General features: G+C 74.7%; 16 protein-coding genes. 7 read left to right on the top strand and 9 right to left on the bottom strand.

Annotated elements, in window-relative coordinates:
• Nucleotides 1-3 precede the first annotated feature (3 nt).
• Entirely contained in the window at nt 4-957 is a 954-nt protein-coding gene (locus tag HS048_RS32610; RefSeq protein WP_068897664.1) for an electron transfer flavoprotein subunit alpha/FixB family protein, read from the top strand.
• A 140-nt stretch (nt 958-1097) separates the two neighbouring features.
• On the opposite strand, the gene HS048_RS32605 is transcribed toward HS048_RS32610, so the two are convergent.
• On the bottom strand, nt 1098-2297 hold the full coding sequence (locus tag HS048_RS32605) for an MFS transporter (protein WP_196469801.1): 1200 nt from the start codon (nt 2295-2297) through the stop codon (nt 1098-1100).
• Nucleotides 2298-2486: 189 nt separating this feature from the next.
• Nucleotides 2487-2993 (bottom strand): TetR/AcrR family transcriptional regulator, encoded by a 507-nt coding sequence (locus HS048_RS32600; protein WP_196469800.1) that lies wholly within the window; start codon nt 2991-2993, stop codon nt 2487-2489.
• A gap of 111 nt (nt 2994-3104) precedes the next feature.
• On the opposite strand from HS048_RS32600, the gene HS048_RS32595 reads away from it, so the two are divergent.
• Nucleotides 3105-4268: a cysteine desulfurase family protein gene (locus HS048_RS32595; RefSeq protein ID WP_084008395.1), complete on the top strand. Its 1164-nt coding sequence runs from the start codon at nt 3105-3107 to the stop codon at nt 4266-4268.
• 208 nt (nt 4269-4476) lie between these two features.
• Complete coding sequence (locus tag HS048_RS32590; protein ID WP_196469799.1) at nt 4477-4695, top strand: hypothetical protein; 219 nt, start codon at nt 4477-4479, stop codon at nt 4693-4695.
• A 103-nt stretch (nt 4696-4798) separates the two neighbouring features.
• Here HS048_RS32590 and HS048_RS32585 read toward each other — a convergent pair whose 3' ends face one another.
• Nucleotides 4799-5950, bottom strand: a complete 1152-nt coding sequence (locus HS048_RS32585) for a trans-aconitate 2-methyltransferase (protein WP_196469798.1) — start codon at nt 5948-5950, stop codon at nt 4799-4801.
• Between the two features lie 273 nt (nt 5951-6223).
• Nucleotides 6224-7270, bottom strand: a complete 1047-nt coding sequence (locus HS048_RS32580) for a DUF695 domain-containing protein (protein WP_196469797.1) — start codon at nt 7268-7270, stop codon at nt 6224-6226.
• 60 nt (nt 7271-7330) lie between these two features.
• On the opposite strand from HS048_RS32580, the gene mnmA reads away from it, so the two are divergent.
• Nucleotides 7331-8407: a tRNA 2-thiouridine(34) synthase MnmA gene (mnmA, locus tag HS048_RS32575; protein WP_196469796.1), complete on the top strand. Its 1077-nt coding sequence runs from the start codon at nt 7331-7333 to the stop codon at nt 8405-8407.
• Between the two features lie 122 nt (nt 8408-8529).
• On the opposite strand, the gene HS048_RS32570 is transcribed toward mnmA, so the two are convergent.
• The 3 genes from HS048_RS32570 to HS048_RS32560 form a co-directional block, all read right to left on the bottom strand.
• Complete coding sequence (locus HS048_RS32570; protein WP_196469795.1) at nt 8530-9171, bottom strand: MBL fold metallo-hydrolase; 642 nt, start codon at nt 9169-9171, stop codon at nt 8530-8532.
• Between the two features lie 154 nt (nt 9172-9325).
• The gene (locus tag HS048_RS32565) at nt 9326-10444 is read right to left on the bottom strand and encodes a WXG100 family type VII secretion target (RefSeq protein ID WP_196469794.1); all 1119 of its coding nucleotides are present in this window, start codon (nt 10442-10444) and stop codon (nt 9326-9328) included.
• Nucleotides 10441-10740, bottom strand: coding sequence for a hypothetical protein (locus tag HS048_RS32560; RefSeq protein WP_196469793.1), 300 nt, complete (start codon nt 10738-10740; stop codon nt 10441-10443). Before HS048_RS32560 ends, HS048_RS32565 begins: the two co-directional genes overlap by 4 nt.
• A gap of 153 nt (nt 10741-10893) precedes the next feature.
• Between HS048_RS32560 and HS048_RS32555 the strand changes: the two genes are divergently transcribed.
• Genes HS048_RS32555 through HS048_RS38350 form a run of 3 tightly spaced genes read left to right on the top strand, consistent with a single transcriptional unit; the run spans nt 10894 to nt 13810 of the window.
• Complete coding sequence (locus HS048_RS32555; protein ID WP_230882413.1) at nt 10894-11286, top strand: YbaB/EbfC family nucleoid-associated protein; 393 nt, start codon at nt 10894-10896, stop codon at nt 11284-11286.
• Entirely contained in the window at nt 11283-11597 is a 315-nt protein-coding gene (locus tag HS048_RS32550; RefSeq protein WP_068897654.1) for a hypothetical protein, read from the top strand. Before HS048_RS32555 ends, HS048_RS32550 begins: the two co-directional genes overlap by 4 nt.
• Nucleotides 11594-13810, top strand: coding sequence for a hypothetical protein (locus HS048_RS38350; protein ID WP_196469792.1), 2217 nt, complete (start codon nt 11594-11596; stop codon nt 13808-13810). Before HS048_RS32550 ends, HS048_RS38350 begins: the two co-directional genes overlap by 4 nt.
• Before the next feature lie 145 nt (nt 13811-13955).
• On the opposite strand, the gene HS048_RS32540 is transcribed toward HS048_RS38350, so the two are convergent.
• Complete coding sequence (locus HS048_RS32540; protein WP_196469791.1) at nt 13956-14207, bottom strand: hypothetical protein; 252 nt, start codon at nt 14205-14207, stop codon at nt 13956-13958.
• A gap of 32 nt (nt 14208-14239) precedes the next feature.
• Nucleotides 14240-18262: a type VII secretion protein EccCa gene (gene eccCa, locus HS048_RS32535; RefSeq protein WP_068897651.1), complete on the bottom strand. Its 4023-nt coding sequence runs from the start codon at nt 18260-18262 to the stop codon at nt 14240-14242.
• Between the last annotated feature and the right edge of the window lie 37 nt (nt 18263-18299).

The raw sequence follows: 18299 nt of genomic DNA, 5'->3' as shown, positions 1-18299 counted from the left end.
GACATGTCCGAAGTTCTCGTTCTCGTCGAGCACGTCGAAGGCCAGATCAAGAAGGTCACGCTCGAGCTGCTGACGCTCGCCCGCAAGCTGGGCGCCCCGTCGGCCGTCTGGACCGGGCCGGGCTACTCCGCCGAGGCCAAGGCCACGCTGGCCGGGCACGGCGCCGAGAAGATCTACGTCGCCGACTCCGCGGACATCACCGACTACGTGGTGGCGCCGAAGGTGGACCTGCTGGCCCAGCTCGTCTCCTCGGCCTCCCCGGCCGCGGTGCTCGTCGCCGCCACGGCCGAGGCGAAGGAGATCGCCGGCCGGCTCGCCGTACGGACCGACTCCGGTGTGCTGACCGACGTCGTCGGCATCGAGGAGGGCCTGGTCGCCGACCAGTCCATCTTCGGCGGCGGCGTCAACGTCCGCGCGCGCGTCACCAAGGGCCTGCCGATCATCGCGGTTCGCCCGAACGCGAGCCCGGTCGAGGCCGCCGCGGGCGCGGGCGCCGAGGAGCAGGTCAGCGTGGCCGTCTCCGACGCGTCCAAGGCCGCCAGGGTCGTGGAGCGGGTCAAGGAGGAGAAGGGCGCCCGCCCGGAGCTCACCGAGGCCGCGATCGTGGTCTCCGGTGGCCGGGGCGTGGGCTCGGCCGAGAACTTCTCGCTCATCGAGAAGCTGGCCGACTCGCTCGGCGCGGCCGTCGGCGCCTCCCGCGCCGCCACCGACGCCGGCTGGTACCCGCACCAGTTCCAGGTCGGCCAGACCGGCAAGACCGTCTCGCCGCAGCTCTACATCGCGGCGGGCATCTCCGGGGCCATCCAGCACCGGGCCGGCATGCAGACCGCCAAGACGATCGTCGCCGTCAACAAGGACCCCGAGGCGCCGATCTTCGAGCTCGCCGACTTCGGCGTCGTGGGCGACCTCAACCAGGTCGTCCCGCAGCTGACCGAAGAGATCGCCAAGCGCAAGTAGGCGATCGCACGCGGACGGAGGCGAGGGGCGGGGAGCACAGGCTCCCCGCCCCTCGTGCTTCGCGTCGGCGGTTCCGGGGCCGCGGTGCGGGCGGCCCGGAGCGGGTCCGCCGGAGGCTCGGACCGGCCGCGTCCCCGCCGTCAGCCGGCCAGGGTGAGCTCGGGCTCGGGGGAGCGGGCCGGGGCGGCGGAGGCCGTACCCGCGCCGGTCCGGGGCAGGAACCGGGCGGCCACGGCGATCAGGACGCCGAGCGCGACGGCGCCGCCGAGCGCGGTCCGCAGCGACGACAGATCCGACAGGAAGCCGATGGCCACCGGGCCGAGCAGCAGGCCGGCGTAGCCCATCGCGCCCGTCTGGGCGATGGCGGGGCCCGGGTTGCGGGTCGCCTCGCCGGCCATGGACATGGCCACCGGGGAGACCGTCGCCACCGCGAGGCCGACGAGGAACATGGCCGCGACGGCGACCGGCGCCGAGGGGACCGTGATGACCACGGCGAAGGTGGCGGCGGTGGCCAGCCCGGAGAGGACGATCATGTTCCGGGCGCCGAACCTGGCCCGGACGCGGTCGCCGGCGAGACGGGCCAGCAGCATGCCGACCTCGAAGACCGGGTAGCCGAGGGCGGCGACGGCCTCCGGGGCGCCCAGCGTGTCGCGCAGGTACAGGCCGTTCCAGTCGGCGATCGTGCCCTCGACCATGAAGGCGCAGAACGCGATCGCGCCGAGCAGGTAGACCACCGGGGGCATGCGGTGCCGGGCCCCGTCGCGGGCGGCCGGTTCCGGGGCGGGGTCGGGCAGGTAGGAGCGGCTGACGGCGACCAGCACGGGCAGCGCGGCCAGTGCGACGAGGACCAGGTGGGCGGTGACCGACAGGCCCGCCGCGATGGCCGCGGTGCCGACCACGCCGGCGGCGATCGCGCCGACGCACCAGCCGGCGTGCATGCCGTTCATCAGCGGGCGGCCGTGGGCGCGCTCGACGGTCGAGCCCTGCGCGTTCATCGCGACGTCCACCGCGCCGAACGCCAGGCCGAACAGCCCGGCGGCGGCCAGCAGCAGCGGGAAGGTCGGCGCGAACGCCAGCAGGACCAGGGCCGCGGCGCAGAGGGGGGCGCCGACCCGCAGGACGCTCCGGCTGCCGACGCGCGTCATCACGCCGCGCATCGACTGCATGGTCACCAGCGCGCCCAGGCCCCACACGAGCAGGGTGACGCCGATCGACGTCTCGGACAGGCCGAGTTTGTCGGACAGCGCGGGCAGACGCACGGTCATCGATCCACACAGCAGGCCGCCGAGGACGAAAGTGAGGATTGCCCCGTTACGGGCCCTCCTCAGGTCGCGGGTCATGACTCGATCCCTTCATAAGAGGTTTGCAGGTGACGGCTATCGGGCAGACACAAGCCGGTCGCTTCCGCCGCGTGCGGGAGCGACCACCAATCCGTGTGCGCGGGGGTCCGCCGCGGACGGGAGCGGGCCGGAGACCGGGGCCGGGGGACACGAGCCCGCCGGGCCGGCGAGGCCGGTGGCGGGGCGCGGTCAGCCGCCGAGCAGGTCCAGCAGTCGCCGTTCCAGCTCGGCGTAGTGCCGCCCGTCGTAGAGCCCGGGGTCGTGGCTGGCCACGTCCCACACGCCTTCGCAGGCGAGGCGCACGATCCGCGCGGCCACCGGGTCGGGCTCGCTCTCCAGCCCCTCGCGGTGCCAGCGGGCCATCGCCTCGCGCAGCGGGGTGAGGAGATAGAGGTTGCCGGAGGCCCCGGTGACCACCGCCCAGCGGCGGAGCCTGCCGCTCTGGACGGCGGCGAACGTGGCGGCCAGATAGTTCTTGGTGTAGGTGTCGTGGCCCTGGGCGGCGACGAGTTCGTCGAACTCCCCGATCAGCCGCTCGACCATGCCCTTGATCAGGGCTTCCTTGGTGGCGAAGTGATAGAGCAGGCCGCCCTTGCTGCAGCCGGCGCGCTCGGCGACGGCCGCCAGGGTGAGCGCGGAGGAGCCCTGGTCGGACAGCAGGCCCTCGGCCGCGTCCAGCAGCTCCTCACGTCTCATGCCGAGCACTGTACCGTCCGGACGGTACAGCGGCAAGCTCGGGGGGTCCGTCCCTCGCGGTCGCGGATACGCTTGGAGGGCTGAAAAAGAGTTGCGGAGGGGAGTGCGGCTGTGGAGTCCGCCTATCTCGACCATGCGGCGACCACGCCGATGCTTCCCGAGGCGATCGAGGCGATGACCGCCCGGCTCGGCCAGGTGGGCAACGCCTCCTCGCTGCACGCGGCGGGCCGCCGCGTCCGCCGGGTGGTGGAGGAGGCACGCGAGTCCATCGCGGACGCCCTCGGCGCCCGGCCCAGCGAGGTCGTCTTCACCGCGGGGGGCACCGAGGCCGACAACCTGGCGATCAAGGGCCTCTACTGGTCGCGGCGGGCGGCCGGGGCGACCCGCATCCTGGTCAGCGCGGTCGAGCACCACGCCGCGCTCGACCCCGCGCACTGGCTGGCCGACCACCAGGGCGCCACCGTCGAACTGCTCGACGTCGACGAGTTCGGCCGGGTCCACCCGCAGACGCTCCGCGACGCCATCGAGCGCGACCCGGACGGCGTCGCCCTGGTGAGCGTGATGTGGGCCAACAACGAGGTCGGCACCGTCCAGCCCGTCCGGGTGCTCGCCGCGATCGCCCGGGACCACGGCATCCCGTTCCACACCGACGCGGTCCAGGCCCTCGGCCAGCTCCCGGTGGTCTTCGCGGACTCCGGGGCGGACGCGCTGACGCTCTCGGGGCACAAGATCGGCGGCCCGATGGGCGTCGGCGCGCTGCTGCTGGCCCGGGGGGTCGAGCCGGTGCCGGTGCTGCACGGCGGCGGCCAGGAGCGCGACGTGCGCTCGGGCACGCTCGACGCCCCGGCGATCGCCGGGTTCGCGGCGGCCGTGCGGGCCGCGGTCGCCCACCGGGCCGAGACCGCCGCCCGCCTGACGGAGCTCCGCGACGACCTCATCCGCCGCGTACGGCAGGCGGTCCCCGACGTGATCCTCAACGGCGACCCGGTGAACCGCCTGCCCGGCAACGCGCACTTCTCCTTCCCCGGCTGCGAGGGCGACGCCCTGCTCATGCTGCTGGACGCCAAGGGCGTGGAGTGCTCCACCGGCTCCGCCTGCTCGGCCGGGGTCGCCCAGCCCTCCCACGTGCTGCTCGCCATGGGCGCGGACGGGATCAGGGCCCGGGGCTCCCTGCGCTTCTCCCTCGGCCACACCTCGACCGGGGCCGACGTCGACCGCGTCGCCGACGTCATCGGCACGGTCGTGGAGCGCGCCCGCCGCGCCGGCCTGACCTGACCCGGCTCCCGGATCCCGCCGGCTCCTCGCCGCCCGGGCGCTGCTGCCGGGGCTGCTGAGCGGGACGTGGCTGGTCCTCGCCCTGGCCGGGCTCACGGCGGCCGGCGCGCTTCCCGCCGGTCCGTGGTGGCTGCTGGGAGCACTTACCGCCTCCGCGTCGGCCGCCGGGGCGCTGCGGGCGGCCCGCAGGCCGCCCGTCGACCACGCGATGCCGGTCCTCGACACGCCCGTGGGGGCGCTCCCCACGGGACCGATCGTCCGGGGACTGACCGGTGCCGACGTCGCGGCGCTCGGATCCCTGCCGCTGGGGGCGGCGCTGGTGGTCCGCCCCACCGAACTCGGCGGGTTCCTCACCGGACAGGCGCTGCTCGGCGCGGTCGTCCTGGCCGCCTACCTGCTTCTGGGCGGGAGGCCGTCGCCGGGGTGAGGGGCGAGTGACCGGATCGCCGCGGTGATCGCACCGTGCGGGCGCCGTACCGGATCGCCGCGGTGATCGCAGGAGAGGCGTCCGATGCCGTACGGGGGCCGGGTCAGCCGTCGAGCCGGTACAGGCGGAGGAAGTCGTTGTCGACCGGCAGCACGGTGCACCGCCGGAAACCGGCCTCGGCCGCGTACCCGCGCAGGACTTCGGCGCGCAGCACGGTGCCGGTGGCCGCCGAGGGCCGCTCGACCAGCTGGGTGGGCAGGCAGTGCGTGACGCTCCAGCCGTACATCATCCGCTCGACCCTGCCGCCGGGCGCGGTGAACCGGTCGGCCACCCGCTCGTCGGCGACCAGCACCGCGCCGCCGGGGGCGAGGGCGGCGCGGACGGCCCGCAGCGCCTCCACCGGCCGGGCGAAGTCGTGCAGCGCCTCCAGGACGAGCACCAGGTCGTAGGGACCGGCGGCGGCCATCGAGGCCGCGTCGCCGCACGTCAGGCGGACGCGGTCGCCAAGGCCGGCCCGCGCGGCGTGGTCGCGCGCGTCGGCGATCGAGGCCTCGTCCAGGTCGACGCCCTCCACCAGGGCGTGCGGGAAGGCACGGGCGAGCGCGAGGACCGCCCAGCCCTGCCCGCACCCCACGTCGGCGACGCGCGGCCGCGGGCCCGTCCCCGGGTCCGCCTCCAGGCGCGCGACCACGTCGGGCAGGGCGGCCAGCCAGGCGGTGGGCAGCTCGTGGGTGAAGGCCGGCCGGTTGATGTGCCCCTGGCCGTGCCGGAACGCCCGGCCGTACGCCTCGTACGGCACGCCCCCGCCGGTGCGGTAGGCCTCGGCCACCCGGGGCAGGACGCCGCCGATCCCGGTGAGGAGGTGGGCGAACGGCGCGACGTGCGCGGGATCGTCGGCGTGCAGCAGCACCCGGGCGTGCGCCGGGTCCAGCCGGTAGCGGCGCTCGTCGGCGGACTCCTCACCGGAGGCCTCTTCCCCGGCGGAGTCCTCCCCCGCGGCCTCCAGCAGGCCGGCGACGGCCTGCTGCTCCAGCCACTCGCGGGCGTATCGCGGCGCGATCCCGGCCCGCTCGGCCAGTCCGGCCGGGGTCAGCGGGCCGTGCCGTTCGAGGGCCCGGTAGAGGCCGAGCTCGGTGCCGAGGTAGACCGAGAAGAGCTCCAGGGCGCCGACGGCGCCGTCGAACAACCGCTCGGCGAGCAGCTCCCCGCGGTCGGTCCCCGGCTGCGGGGAGGGGGCGGTGTCCGGCGCGGTCATGGCCGATCCTTCCTGGTGGACGACGGTGCGCCACCAGGATTTCCGGTACGAGCGCGCGGCGGTATGCAGGAATGCGCATAACGCGGTACGGATTCGGCCAGGCGACGGCGACGGCGACGGCGACGGCGACGGCGACGGCGACGGCGACGACCGCGACGGCGACGACCGCGACGGCGACGACCGCCCGGCACCGGTCCGGCCGGTGCCTCGTGCCGCCGGTGCGTCGTCCGATCGGCCCGCCGAGTTCGCCGGAACGGCTCCGCGGGGGCGTGCTCAGCTCAGGAACGGGGAGACGGCGATCCAGCCGGGGTCGGTGACGACGTCCACCCGGGGGCGGCCCTCCTCCCAGCTCACCACGAGCTCCTTGGCGTGGATCGCCGCCTCCCCCGCCGGGTCGGCGTAGACGTGCAGCACCCGCTGTCCCTCGGCGCTGGTGTGCACGGCGAGCACGGCGGAGCCGTTCAAGCGGCTGATCCGCCCGGCCAGGCGCTCCTCGAAGTCGCGCAACGCGTCCAGGGAGGGCCCGGTGGGCAGGCCGTCGGCGTCGCGGTGCAGGTAGGGCAGGGTGATCGCGATGTGCTGGTCGAACAGCGGGTGGTCGACCGGGCGGAGCGGGTAGCGGGCGGTGGCGATCAGGCGGGCGCCGCCGGTGGTCTCGCCCTCCAGCAGCGCCCACTGCTCCTCCCGGAAGCCGGAGGCCAGGTCGGCCACCACCGCGGGCAGGTGGACCGCGGGCACGGCGTCGATCGGCGGGAACCGGGAGGCGGAGACGTCGCCGACCCAGCGGGCCACCTCGTCCTCGCCGAGCAGCCAGTCGAGGGCGAGCAGCGTCGCCTCGGTCCGGGTCTCCTCGTCGACGAGGTCGAAGATCGGGTGGTGGGCGACCACGTCGACGCGGGGGGCGCCGTGCGGGGCCCGCAGACCGAGGACGAGCCCGTCCAGCCCGAACCCGTGGCCCCCCACGTCGAGGGTGAGGGTCATGGCCTCCGGGTTGGCCTGCCGGGACGGGTGGAACTCCCACCGCGCGTCGGCGGGCGGCGCGGCGGCGGCCCAGCGGTGCGCGACGGGACGCAGCTCGGGGTCTCCGGCGGAGGTGACCACCAGCGCCTGGTCGGCGGCCAGGCCGGGGGCGATCTCCCACACCAGGGAGGGGTGGACCAACCGCACCGCGGGCGCGATCCGCTCGGCCAGCCGGTCGGCCTCCCCGGCGGCGACCATCGCGTCCAGCTCCGGTCGCGCGCCCTCCCACCACGACCAGAACCCCGCGACGCCGTCGGCGGATTCGCCGGAGGGCTCGCTCTTGCGCCCGAACAGTCGCATGGTCCCGGATTCTCCCAGCACGACGGGGCACCTGCCAACGCGGGTAGGCTCAGGAGGGTTATGGCTCTCCGTGTGCTTGCCGCCATGTCGGGCGGCGTCGACTCAGCCGTGGCCGCCGCTCGCATCGCCGAGGCGGGCCACGACGTCACGGGCGTGCACCTGGCGCTCTCGGCCAACCCGCAGTCCTACCGGACCGGCGCCCGGGGGTGCTGCACGATCGAGGACTCCCGCGACGCCCGCCGGGCCGCCGACGTGATCGGCATCCCCTTCTACATCTGGGACATGGCCGAGCGGTTCCACCGGGACGTGGTCGAGGACTTCGTCAGCGAGTACGCCGCCGGCCGCACGCCCAACCCGTGCCTGCGCTGCAACGAGAAGATCAAATTCGAGGCGGTGCTCGACCGGGCCCTCGCCCTGGGCTTCGACGCCGTGGCCACCGGGCACCACGCCCGGATCGTCGACGGCGTGCTGCACCGCAGCCCCGACGAGGGCAAGGACCAGTCCTACGTGCTCGGCGTGCTCACCCGCGAGCAGCTCGGCCACGCGATCTTCCCGCTCGGCGACTCGACCAAGGCCGAGGTCCGCGCCGAGGCCGCGCGCCGCGGGCTCATGGTGGCCGACAAGCCCGACAGCCACGACATCTGCTTCATCGCCGACGGCGACACCCGAGGCTTCCTGGCCGACCGCCTCGGCGCGGCCGAGGGCCCGATCGTGGACGAGTCGGGCGAGGTCGTGGGCAGCCACGAGGGCGCCTACGGGTTCACCGTCGGCCAGCGCAAGGGCCTGCGCATCGACCGCCCGGCCGCCGACGGCAGGCCGCGCTACGTGCTGTCCATCGAACCGGTCTCCAACACGGTCACGGTCGGCCCGCGCTCGTCCCTGGAGGTCAGGGCCATCGAGGCCGTCCGCCCGGTCTGGAACGGCCCGGTCGACGCGCCCCGCGAGCCGCTGGACTGCATCGTCCAGCTCCGCGCGCACGGCGAGGTGTACGGCTGCCGCGCGCAGGTCTCCGGGGACGGGGAGCGGCTCCACCTGGAGCTGGACGCCCCGGCGACGGGGGTGGCGGCGGGCCAGGCCGCGGTGCTCTACCTCGGCGACACCGTGATCGGCTCCGCCACCATCGCCTCCGCGGCCTGAGCGGCCTGACCTGAGCGGCTTGGCCTGACCGGCACGGCCTGACCGGTTTGAGCGGCGCAGCGGCGGTCCGGCTCCGCGCCGGTCCGCCGCGGTCCCTCGGCGTCGCGGGGCCCGGTACCGTCTCAGAGCAGGGTGACCGACTCGCCGGACCTGAGACGGCGCATGTCGGCCTGCTGCTTCTCCGACTCCAGCGCCAGCCACCGGTCGACGATGCCCAGGCCGATCTCGTTGAGCAGCCCGTCGTGGGTGGAGAAGGCCCGGGCGGGACGGACCTCGCGCAGGTAGGCGATCAGCTCCGACCCCTTCAGCCACGGCGCGTTGGTCGGCGCCAGCAGCGTGGGCACCTCGACGCCCGGCGGGGTGAGCGCGTCGCCGGGGTAGAAGACCTCGTCGTCCACCATGAAGCCGACGTTCTGCACGATCGGCTGGTCGGGGTGGTTCGGCGCGTGCCACTCGCCGACCGCCTTCACCCGGAACCCGGCCGCGTCGAACGCGTCGCCGTCCCGCACGACGTGGATCTCGGCCGGGACTCCGGCCAGCGCGGCGGCCACGCCCTCGCAGGTCCAGATCTCCAGGGACGGGTCGGCCTCGGCGGCCCGGCGCAGCCGCTCGGGCTCGACGTGGTCGAAGTGCTCGTGGGTGATGAGCACGGCCCGGGCGCCGTCGAGCGCGGACTCCTCGCTGAAGGAACCCGGGTCGATCACCAGCGCCGAATCACCCTTCTCCAGGCGCACGCACGCATGTCCGAACTTCGTGAGCTTCATCGTCACACCCTATAGAGAGACGGTCGGAGGGCCGGGAGCCCGGCGGCCCGGGGCGGGGAGCCCGCGGACGGCGCCGCCGGGATCGGTGGTCGGCGGGGCCGGTCCGGGGGCGGGGGAGCCCGCCGGCGCCGGGGCCGGCACGGCAGGTCCGGGATCAGTAGCCGACGTAGCCGGTGCCGTTCTTCGTGCCGACCACGCCGGGCACCGCCGAGACGGAGCCGTAGCGCCCGATGGCGTACCGGACCCCGGCGATGATGTTGTCCACCGGATCGTAGATGTCCTTGTGGCCGGGGAGGGACCAGCGGTCGAAGGTCGGGTCGATGGTCTGCATCAGCCCCTTGGACGGGATGCCCGCCGCCGCGTTGGAGTCCCAGTTGTTGATCGCGTGCGGGTTCCCGCCGGACTCGTGCTGGATGATCATCCAGATGTCGCTGGGGTTCATCTTCTCGGCGGGGTACCCCTGCGCCTTGAGGATCTCGACCGCCTGCTCGATCCACTCCTTGACCTGCCCGGTCGGCGCGGGCCCGCCGCCGGGCGGGGGCGGACCGCTCGATCCGTAGCCGCCGAAGCCGCCGCCCTGGCCGTTCCCGCCGCCGCCGTTCCCGCCGCCGCCGTTCCCGCCGTTCCCGCCGCTCCCGGCTCCGTCCTGCGGCCGGTAGCCCGCGGTCCGCTCCCAGTCGACGGTCCGGCCCGGCGCGGGCACGAACCGCTCGTCGCCCGCCGCCGCGATGTCGGCGAAGGTCAGGGGCCGCTCGGCCATGTGCCTGGTGACCGCGTCCTTCGCCGCGGTCACGGCCTTGCCGGCGGCCTCGACGTGCGGGCGGGCGTCCGAGACGGCCCGGCCGACCAGCGACCTGATGCCCGGCTCCAGGTCCTTGTCCGACCTGCCGGGGTTCCTCTCGCGGTGGGCGGCCACGTCGTCGAGGAGGGTGCCCATGATGGAACCGATCCTGGTCTCGGCGCTCTCCAGGGCCGCGGCCGCCGTGTCGAGGGCGGTCGCGCAGTCGGTCAGCGCGTCGTGCAGCGCGTCGCCGGCGCGGCCGTAGCGGCGCATGTAGGTGGCGAAGGCGTCGGCGGACTCGCCCTTCCACGCGGCGTCCACCTCGGCGACGGCACCGCCGAGGCCGCCGGTGTGGTCGCTCACCTTGCCCGCCGCGCTCCGCCAGCGGGCGGCGACGGCGCGGACGGCGGCCGGGTCGCCGTCGACCTTGCCCGCGAGCTCGGACAGCTCGGCGCCGCCGGGCAGGCCGGCGACCTGGTCCCTGAGGCTCATGCTTCCACCGCCCCGCCGGCCCGGTTCGCGCCGCGGACGTTGTCCTGCACGAGGTCCAGCGCGCGCTCGACGCCCTTCAGCCTGCTCGTGACGCGCCCGAGTTCGCCGTCGACCGCGGTCTCGACCCCGTCTACGGCGGTGGCCAGCGCCGAGGAGTCGGCGAGTTTTCCGAAGACGGACGAGTCGGTCCCCTTGGCGGGATATCCGGCGCCGAGATCGGCGAACTTCCCGGCCAGGGTCCTGGCCGCGGTGCGGCACCGTTCGAGCGCCTCGTAGTGGAGGTCGACACCCGCCATCCGGCTGTCTCCTTCCGGCCGCTACGGAGTCGGACCCGGTCGAGCATAGTAGATAAGGATCTTCCGGGAATCGGTCATTTTTTACTCGACTCCGGTATTCGGCTCGATAATGGGTGACATGCCTGTGACACCAGGGGGAGGGGGCCACCGCTGATGGACGAGTTCCGGGCGGCGATGGACGGGCTCGCCGCGGAGTACGACCGGCAGGCGGAGCGGCTGCGGGAGGTGTACGGCAGGCTCGGCGAGCTGTCGGCGACCGCCTCCTCGCGCGACCGCATGGTCACGGTGACGGTGGGGCCGCGCGGCCGGGTGCAGAAGATCGAGTTCGATCCCCGGATCTACCGGAGGCTGTCCCCGTCGGAGCTGGCGCAGACGATCATGGAGCAGATCGACGCGGCGACGGCCGAGGTGGCGGAGGGGACCCGGGAGCTGATGGCGCCCTTCGTGCCGGAGGGCCTGCCGTACGATGAGGTCTTCGGCGAGGGGGTGGACCTCGCGTCCTTCCTGCCCCGGTCCGCCGACCTCCGGGTGGAGGAGCGCGGATGACGGAGCGGTCCGGGGGCTACCAGGCGGAGCGGGCGGGGCTGCTCCGGCGGGCGCGGGCGTTCGCCGACGAGCGCGACCGGATGGCCGCGGAGTGCGCGGCCCTGGAGGAGGTGTTCCTCCGGGAGGGGCGGCCGCTCGGGGACGACCAGTACGGCGCGGAGCTGGAGCGGAACCTGCCGAAGCTGAAGGAGTCGATCTTCGGCGGATTCCGGGCGTACATCGACGAACTGGAGGGCGTGCGCAAGGGGCTGATCGCGAACGCCGATGGTTACCGGGCCGCGGAGCAGGCCGGCACCGTCCCCGGTGAGTGAGCCCTGTGGGATTCGACGGCTTCCTGGTCCCGGACTGGGCGAAACCGTGGGTGGGCTGGGTCGTGGGCACGGACTGGCCGGAGGGGGACGAGTCGGCGTGCTTCCGCCTGGCGGACGCGTGCGCGGCGGCGGCGCTGAAGGTGGCCTCGGGCGGGCCGCTCGGCTCGGGGGCGCCGGTCCGGCCGGGTGACGACTGGGACGGCGAGGCGCTGAAGGCGTTCGCCGACCATGTTCGGCGCGTCTCGGGGGGCAGGCAGGCCGACCTGGTGGACCGGCTGGTGGCGGCGGCGCTGGAGTTCAACCGGGTCGGGGTGCAGGTCGAGTACACCAAGCGGATGATCGAGGTGTCGGTCTGGTTCCTGATCCTCCAGATCGCCTGGCTCCTGGCGGCGGCGGCCGGGCCGTGGGGGGCGGTGTCGCTGACGCTGGTGGGTGCGCGGGCGCAGATCGCCAGGATGACGGTCCGGCAGATCGCCCGGCGGCTGCTGCTCAACATCGGGCTGTTCGGGGGACTCATGGCCGGGCTGGACCTGGGCGTGCAGGCGTCCCAGTCGCGGCGCGACTCGATCGACTGGGAGCAGGTCCTGGCGTCGGCCGGGACGGGCGCGCTGACGGGAGCATTCCTGACCGGGCTGTCGGGCGGCCTGTCGCGGCTGGCCACCGGAGGGCTGCAGGCGGGTCTGACCCGGGCGGAGATGTCGGCGCTGGAGAAACTGCTGGCGGCGTCGAGCCGGTCGATGTGGGGGCTGATGGGCCAGTCGGCGCTGGCCAACGGCGCGGCCACGGCGGTCTCGCTGGGGTTGAGCGGCGACTTCGACTGGGAGACGGTGCTCAAGGGGACCACGGCGGGCGCGCTCGGGGGCGCGGACGCGCACTGGGCGGGCGCGAGCCCTTCGTGGCGGAGCGGCGATCACGGCGGCCCCGGTGACCTCGGTGGTCCCGGAGGCCCGGGCGGCTCCCGGGGCTCGGACGCTTCCGGTGACACCGGCGGTTCCGGTGGTCCCGGTGCTCGTGACGGTGATGGTTCCGGCGGTTCCGGCGGTTCCGGTGGCTCCGGTGCTCGTGACGGCGGCAGCCCCGGCGGCTCCGGCGGTACCGGCGGTTCCGGTGCTCGTGACGGTGGTGGTGCCGGTGGTCCCGGCGTTCCGGAGGGCGCCGGATCGGCGACCCGACTCGCACAGGCCGCACCCGACGGGGGAGCCGTACCCGGCGCCGGGCGGCCCGGTGACGGCACCGGGTACGGCGGCGCGGGGCACGCGGGGGAGGGACGCTTCGGCGCCGGGCACGGCGGACAGGACGGGACCGCGCCGCGTTCCGCCGTCGACAGGTTGCTGAACTGGGGAGACCGGCCGGCGGACGGGCCGGGCCGGGAGACGGCGGGTGGCCGGGAGACGGCGGGTGGCCGGGAGGCCGCCGGTGCCCGAGATGCGGCGGGCGCCCGGGAGGCCGCCGGCGTCCGGGACGCGGTCGTGGGCGACCCGGGTGGGGACCCGGGCGGCGGGCACGGGCGTGCGGGGGACGCGCAGTTCTCCCCGGAGCAGCTCAGGGAGCTGGCCGACGCCCAGGCGGAGGCGGAGCGGATCCTCGCCGACAGGTTCGGCGACGGGGCCCCGGTGGTCGACTACACCTCCACGCCCATGCACCCCGACATCGCCCGCGAGTACAACCGCGCGCTGGTGCGGCTCGCGGACGGCTTCCCCGAGGTGATGGCCGGGCTCGGCGAGATCAGCACGCGGGACCCGCTCGGCAGGTTCGAGGGGGGCGTCGGCGGTGGCTACTCCGTGCTGAGGGGACCCGACCAGGGGATCTACCTGAACGCCGGGATGCTGGACGACCCGCGGCGCGTCACCGAGCTGTACGCCGACCGGATGCGGGTGGGCTGGCTCTCCCGCGGCTACGAGGACCTCGGCGCGGTCCTCTACCACGAGTTCGGCCACCACCTGCTCCAGGATCTGCCCTACAGCGCGGAGCGCCAGCTGGCACAGGCGTTCCGGGAGGTGACCGGGCGGCGGCTCGCGGTGGACATGCCGTTCCACCCGGACACCGCCGCGGAGGTGGGGCGGACGCTGTCGCGCTACGGCGCCGCCGACCCGCACGAGATGGTCGCCGAGGCGTTCGCCGAGTACATGGGGGCGGGCATGCCGCGCCCGCTGGCCATCGCCCTGGGCGTCGTGCTGAGGGCCCACCACCTGCCGGACGGCGCGGGCGGCTGAGCACCGCCGCGCGGCGGCCGGGGCGGCCCTCGGCGGGGACCGGGGCGGAGGCGGTCCCTGGCAGGGCCGGGTCCGGCCGGACCCGGACGGGGAGCGGGTCCGTACGGGGCGGCCCCCGTACGAGGAGGGGGCCCGGGCGGCCGCCTCAGACGGCGCCGATCCGCTCCTCGTAGAGGCGGAGCGCGTCCTCCGCGCCCTCGCGCGGCGCGAAGCGGACGCCGCCGTCACCGGGATACGCCGCGCGGTGGTCGAAACCGCCGAGGAAGATCTCGTCCGGCACCCGGTCGGGGAAGGCCTCGCAGTGCGGGATCCACAGGTCGAGCGAGGTCGCGGCCTCGCGGTTGCGGCGCAGCCGCAGGCGGGCACAGGCGTCGCAGATGTTCGGGTCGCGGAGCACGATGTCCTCCTTTCCGCGGGACGCAGCCGAGCCTATCCGGCCTCGGGCGGCGGCTGGGGGGCGAGGAAGGCGGTCTGGACCAGGCGGGCGCCGTGCCGCCGGTCGGTGTGGTAGCCCCGGCCGGGCGGGAGCGGGTGCGGGCGCACGTTGCCGAACAGGGTACCCTCGTCCTTGTTGCCGGACAGGATGACGGCCGGGGTCGCCATGTCCTTGATCCGCTGGATGACCGGATCGAACATCGCCCGGCCCACGCCGCCCATCGCCCGCGACATGACCAGGTGGAGGCCGATGTCGCGGGCCTGCGGGATCAGGTCGACCAGGGGCAGCAGCGGGTTCGACGAGGTCGCCACCAGGTCGTAGTCCTCGACCACGATGTACAGGTCCGAGCCCTGCCACCAGCTCCTGGCCCGCAGCTCCTCGGGGGTGAGGTTCGCCGGGGGCAGCCGCTTGAGCAGGGCGCCGCGCGCGTCGTTGATCAGTTCGAGCGCGGCCGCTCCGGAGGCGGCGTAGCCGATGCGGTGCTCGGTGGCGGCGGAGTCCAGCAGCGACCGCCGGTAGTCGACCACGATCATCATGGCCTCCTGCGGCGTGCGCCGGGCGACCAGTCCCTCGGTGACGAGCCGGAGCAGGTTGGACTTGCCGCTCTCGGTGTCGCCCACCACGATGAAGTGCGGATCGGTGTCGAAGTCCACCAGGACGGGGGAGAGGGCGGCCTCGTCGATGCCGATGGGGATCCGGTTCCCGGTCTGTTCGGCTCCCGGCAGCGTCTCGGCGGGCAGCACCGCCGGCAGCAGCCGCACACCCGGGGCGGCGGGGCCCTGCCAGGCGTCCCTGACCGCGTGGACGAGCGCGCGCACCCCGGCCGGCAGGTCCTCGGCGCTGCGGACGCCGTCGATCCGGGGGACCGCCGACAGGAAGTGCAGGCCCTCCTTGGTGAGGCCGCGGCCCGGCACGCCCTCGGGTACGGCGAGCGACGCCTTGCGGTTGACCTCCGACTCGTAGGCGTCGCCGAGCTTGAGCTCGACCCGGGTGCCGAACAGGTCGCGGATGCCGGGGCGGAACTCCGACCACTTGTTGGTGGCGGCCACCACGTGGATGCCGTAGCCGAGGCCGCGCGCGGCCAGGTCGGTGATGACGGGTTCGAGCGTCTCGAACTCCTGCCGGACGGTCAGCCAGCCGTCGACCACCAGGAAGACGTCGCCCCAGCCGTCGCCCTGGATCGTGCCGTCGGCGAGCTGCCGCCGGTAGGCGGCGATCGACTCGATGCCCTGCTCGGCGAAGTCCCGCTCGCGCCGCTCCAGGAGGGCGGCGATCTCGGCCACCGTGCGGCGCACGCGGTCGGCGTCGAGGCGGGTGGCGATCCCGCCCACGTGCGGCAGGGCCTCCAGCGAGGCGAGCGAGCCGCCGCCGAAGTCCAGGCAGTAGAACTGGACCTCGCGCGGCGTGTGGGTGAGCGCCATGCCGGTGATGAGCGTGCGCAGCACCGTGCTCTTGCCGCTCTGCGTCCCGCCGGCGACGCCGACGTGGCCGGCCGCGCCCGACAGGTCCAGCCAGAACGGGTCGCTGCGCTGCTCGAACGGCTTGTCGACGACGCCCGCGACGGCGTGCAGCCGGCCTCGGCCCGCCCAGCCGGCCGTGGTGAGGCCGAGCTGCGGCGTGACGGACAGCGGCGGGAGCAGGTCGGCGAGGGTGGGGGGATCGCCCAGCGGCGGCAGCCAGATGCGGTGGGCGGGAGGGCCCTGGCCGCGCAGCCGGCCGACCACGACGTCCAGCAGGCTGGGAGCGTCCCTGCCGTCCCTGCCGCCTTCCCCGCCGGTCCCGTCCGGCGGCCCGTCCTCCGTCTCCGGCCGCCCGGCAGGCTCCTCCACGACGGGGAACGGGACGAACGCCGGGCCGTACGGCACGACCTGGCGGACGGGTCCGCGCGCGCCCGCCGTCCCGTGGCTCGGGTCCGCCTGGTAGGGGCCGGAGACGTAGGCGGCCTTGAACCGGGTCATCCCGGTCGTGTCGAACTTGAGGTAGCCGTTCCCGGGCGCGGACGGCAGCTCGTAGGCGTCGGCGACGCCCAGCACGACCCGGCTCTCCATGGCCGAGAAGGTGCGCAGGCCGACCCGGTAGGACAGGTGGGTGTCGAGACCGCGGAGCCTGCCCTCCTCCAGCCGCTGGGAGGCCAGCAGCAGGTGGACGCCGAGCGACCGGCCCAGCCGGCCGATCATCACGAACAGCTCGATGAACTCGGGCTTGGCCGCGAGCAGCTCGCTGAACTCGTCGATGACGACGAACAGGGTGGGCAGCGGCTGCAGGGGCACGCCCTGCTCGCGGGCGCGCTCGTAGTCGCGCAGCGAGGCGTAGTTGCCCGCGGCGCGCAGCAGCTCCTGGCGGCGGACCATCTCGCCGTGCAGGGCGTCGTGCATGCGGTCGACGAGGGGGAGCTCGTCCTCCAGGTTGGTGATCACCGCGGAGACGTGGGAGAGGGAGTCCAGGCCGAGGAAGGTGGCGCCGCCCTTGAAGTCGACCAGGACGAAGTTCAGGATCTCCGACGAGTGGGTCATGGCCAGGCCGAGGACCAGGGTGCGCAGCAGCTCGCTCTTGCCCGAGCCGGTGGCGCCGATGACCAGGCCGTGCGGGCCCATGCCGCCCTGCGCCGACTCCTTGATGTCGAGCTCGACCACCCGCCCGTCCCCGCCGAGGCCGATGGGCACCCGCAGCCGGTTGCGCCCCGCCCGGGGCCGCCAGGCCACCGCCGGGTCGAGGCGGGCCGGGTCGCCCACCCCGAGCAGGTCGGTCAGCGAGGTGTTCGCCGTGAGCACGTCCTGCTCCTCGCCCCCCTTGGCGGTCGAGGCGCGCAGCGGGGCCAGCTGCCGGGCCAGGCCCTCGGCCCGCAGGAAGTCCAGCCGGTCGGGGTCGCCGAGCCGGGTCGAGCTCTCCTTGCCCGCGTGGTCGACCTTGATCATGAAGAAGCCGTCCGGCCGGACGTCCAGCCGCAGGGTGCTCTTCTCCTCCACGGCCCCGGCGGTCCCGGACAGGTCGATGACGGTCACGCCCTGGATCGCGTCGGCGCCGAGCTGGGAGTCGTGCGGGATGTGCCCGCCGTCGACGATCAGCACGTGGTACGGCAGGGCGTCGGCGGAGGCGCCGGGCCGGAAGCGGGCGCGCTCCTTCAGGTCCTCGCCGACCAGCCGGTCGAGGTCGGCGAGGGTGCCGGACATGAGCCGGGCCTGACCGGCGGCGTCGGTCTCCTCGGGGTGCAGCGCGTGGGGCAGCCACTTGACCCAGTCCCACTGCGCCATCCACTCGCCGCCCGCGCAGACCATGATCCGCAGGTCGTCGGGGGAGTGGAACACGGCCATCTGGGCGACCATCGCCCGGACCAGCCCGCGGACGGCCACCGGGTCGCCGGTGAGCCTGATCCGGGCGAAGGAGTGCAGGGCCACGGCGACCGGGAGGTGCGGGACGGTCGAGTGCGTCCGGACGAACCTGCGCAGCGCGCCGGCCGAGAGGGCGTCCAGGTCCTCGACCGGCTTGGAGTCCGGCGGGATGAGCTGGATCGCGAGCTTCTGCACGCCGGTGCCGAGCCGTACGGTGCCGAAGTCGTCGTCGCGGGGCCGCCGCTCCCACAGGCGCGGGCCCAGGGCGATCCACCACAGGGAGTCGGGGGCTGGGCTGCTCCACTCGAGCGCCTCCCGCTGCTGCACGGCGGCGCGCCGCACCCGCTTGCGGACCTGGGACAGGTAGCGGAAGTAGTCGCGGCGCAGGCCGTTCAGGCGGGACTTGCGCTCCCCGGCCTGGCGGCCGAGCTGGCCGACGGTCATGCCGACCATGGACAGGGCGAACAGGCCGCTGGCGACGTACATGACCGGGTTGGTGTTGCCCCCGGCGGTGAACATCAGGCCCATGGCGGCGCCTCCCGCCAGCATGGGCAGGTAGGTCATCACCCCGGCGAAGCCCTGCGACTGGACCTCGGGGATCTCCGGAGGGGACTCGAGGAGGATCTCGCCCCGCGGTGGCTTGGGCGGGGGACGGCGCTCGGGACGCCGTACGACGACGATGCTCACCCTGGAAATGCCCTCCTGTGCCCGGACGTCTTCCCTG

Source organism: Planomonospora sp. ID91781 (assembly GCF_015711595.1).
In the GTDB taxonomy this organism is placed as follows: Bacteria; Actinomycetota; Actinomycetes; order Streptosporangiales; family Streptosporangiaceae; genus Planomonospora; species Planomonospora parontospora.
The sequence above is the reverse complement of the archived record's forward strand: the minus strand, read 5'-3'. Positions and strand labels throughout refer to the sequence as shown.

Coding starts and splice junctions, on each gene's coding strand:
- HS048_RS32610 (WP_068897664.1), top strand. CDS start 4: ATGTCCGAAGTTCTCGTTCTCGTCGAGCACGTCGAAGGCCAGATCAAG.
- HS048_RS32570 (WP_196469795.1), bottom strand. CDS start 9,171: ATGAAGCTCACGAAGTTCGGACATGCGTGCGTGCGCCTGGAGAAGGGT.
- HS048_RS32555 (WP_230882413.1), top strand. CDS start 10,894: ATGGACGAGTTCCGGGCGGCGATGGACGGGCTCGCCGCGGAGTACGAC.
- HS048_RS32560 (WP_196469793.1), bottom strand. CDS start 10,740: ATGGCGGGTGTCGACCTCCACTACGAGGCGCTCGAACGGTGCCGCACC.
- HS048_RS32590 (WP_196469799.1), top strand. CDS start 4,477: ATGCCGGTCCTCGACACGCCCGTGGGGGCGCTCCCCACGGGACCGATC.
- mnmA (WP_196469796.1), top strand. CDS start 7,331: ATGGCTCTCCGTGTGCTTGCCGCCATGTCGGGCGGCGTCGACTCAGCC.
- HS048_RS32565 (WP_196469794.1), bottom strand. CDS start 10,444: ATGAGCCTCAGGGACCAGGTCGCCGGCCTGCCCGGCGGCGCCGAGCTG.
- HS048_RS32580 (WP_196469797.1), bottom strand. CDS start 7,270: ATGCGACTGTTCGGGCGCAAGAGCGAGCCCTCCGGCGAATCCGCCGAC.
- HS048_RS32605 (WP_196469801.1), bottom strand. CDS start 2,297: ATGACCCGCGACCTGAGGAGGGCCCGTAACGGGGCAATCCTCACTTTC.
- HS048_RS32600 (WP_196469800.1), bottom strand. CDS start 2,993: ATGAGACGTGAGGAGCTGCTGGACGCGGCCGAGGGCCTGCTGTCCGAC.
- HS048_RS32550 (WP_068897654.1), top strand. CDS start 11,283: ATGACGGAGCGGTCCGGGGGCTACCAGGCGGAGCGGGCGGGGCTGCTC.
- HS048_RS32585 (WP_196469798.1), bottom strand. CDS start 5,950: ATGACCGCGCCGGACACCGCCCCCTCCCCGCAGCCGGGGACCGACCGC.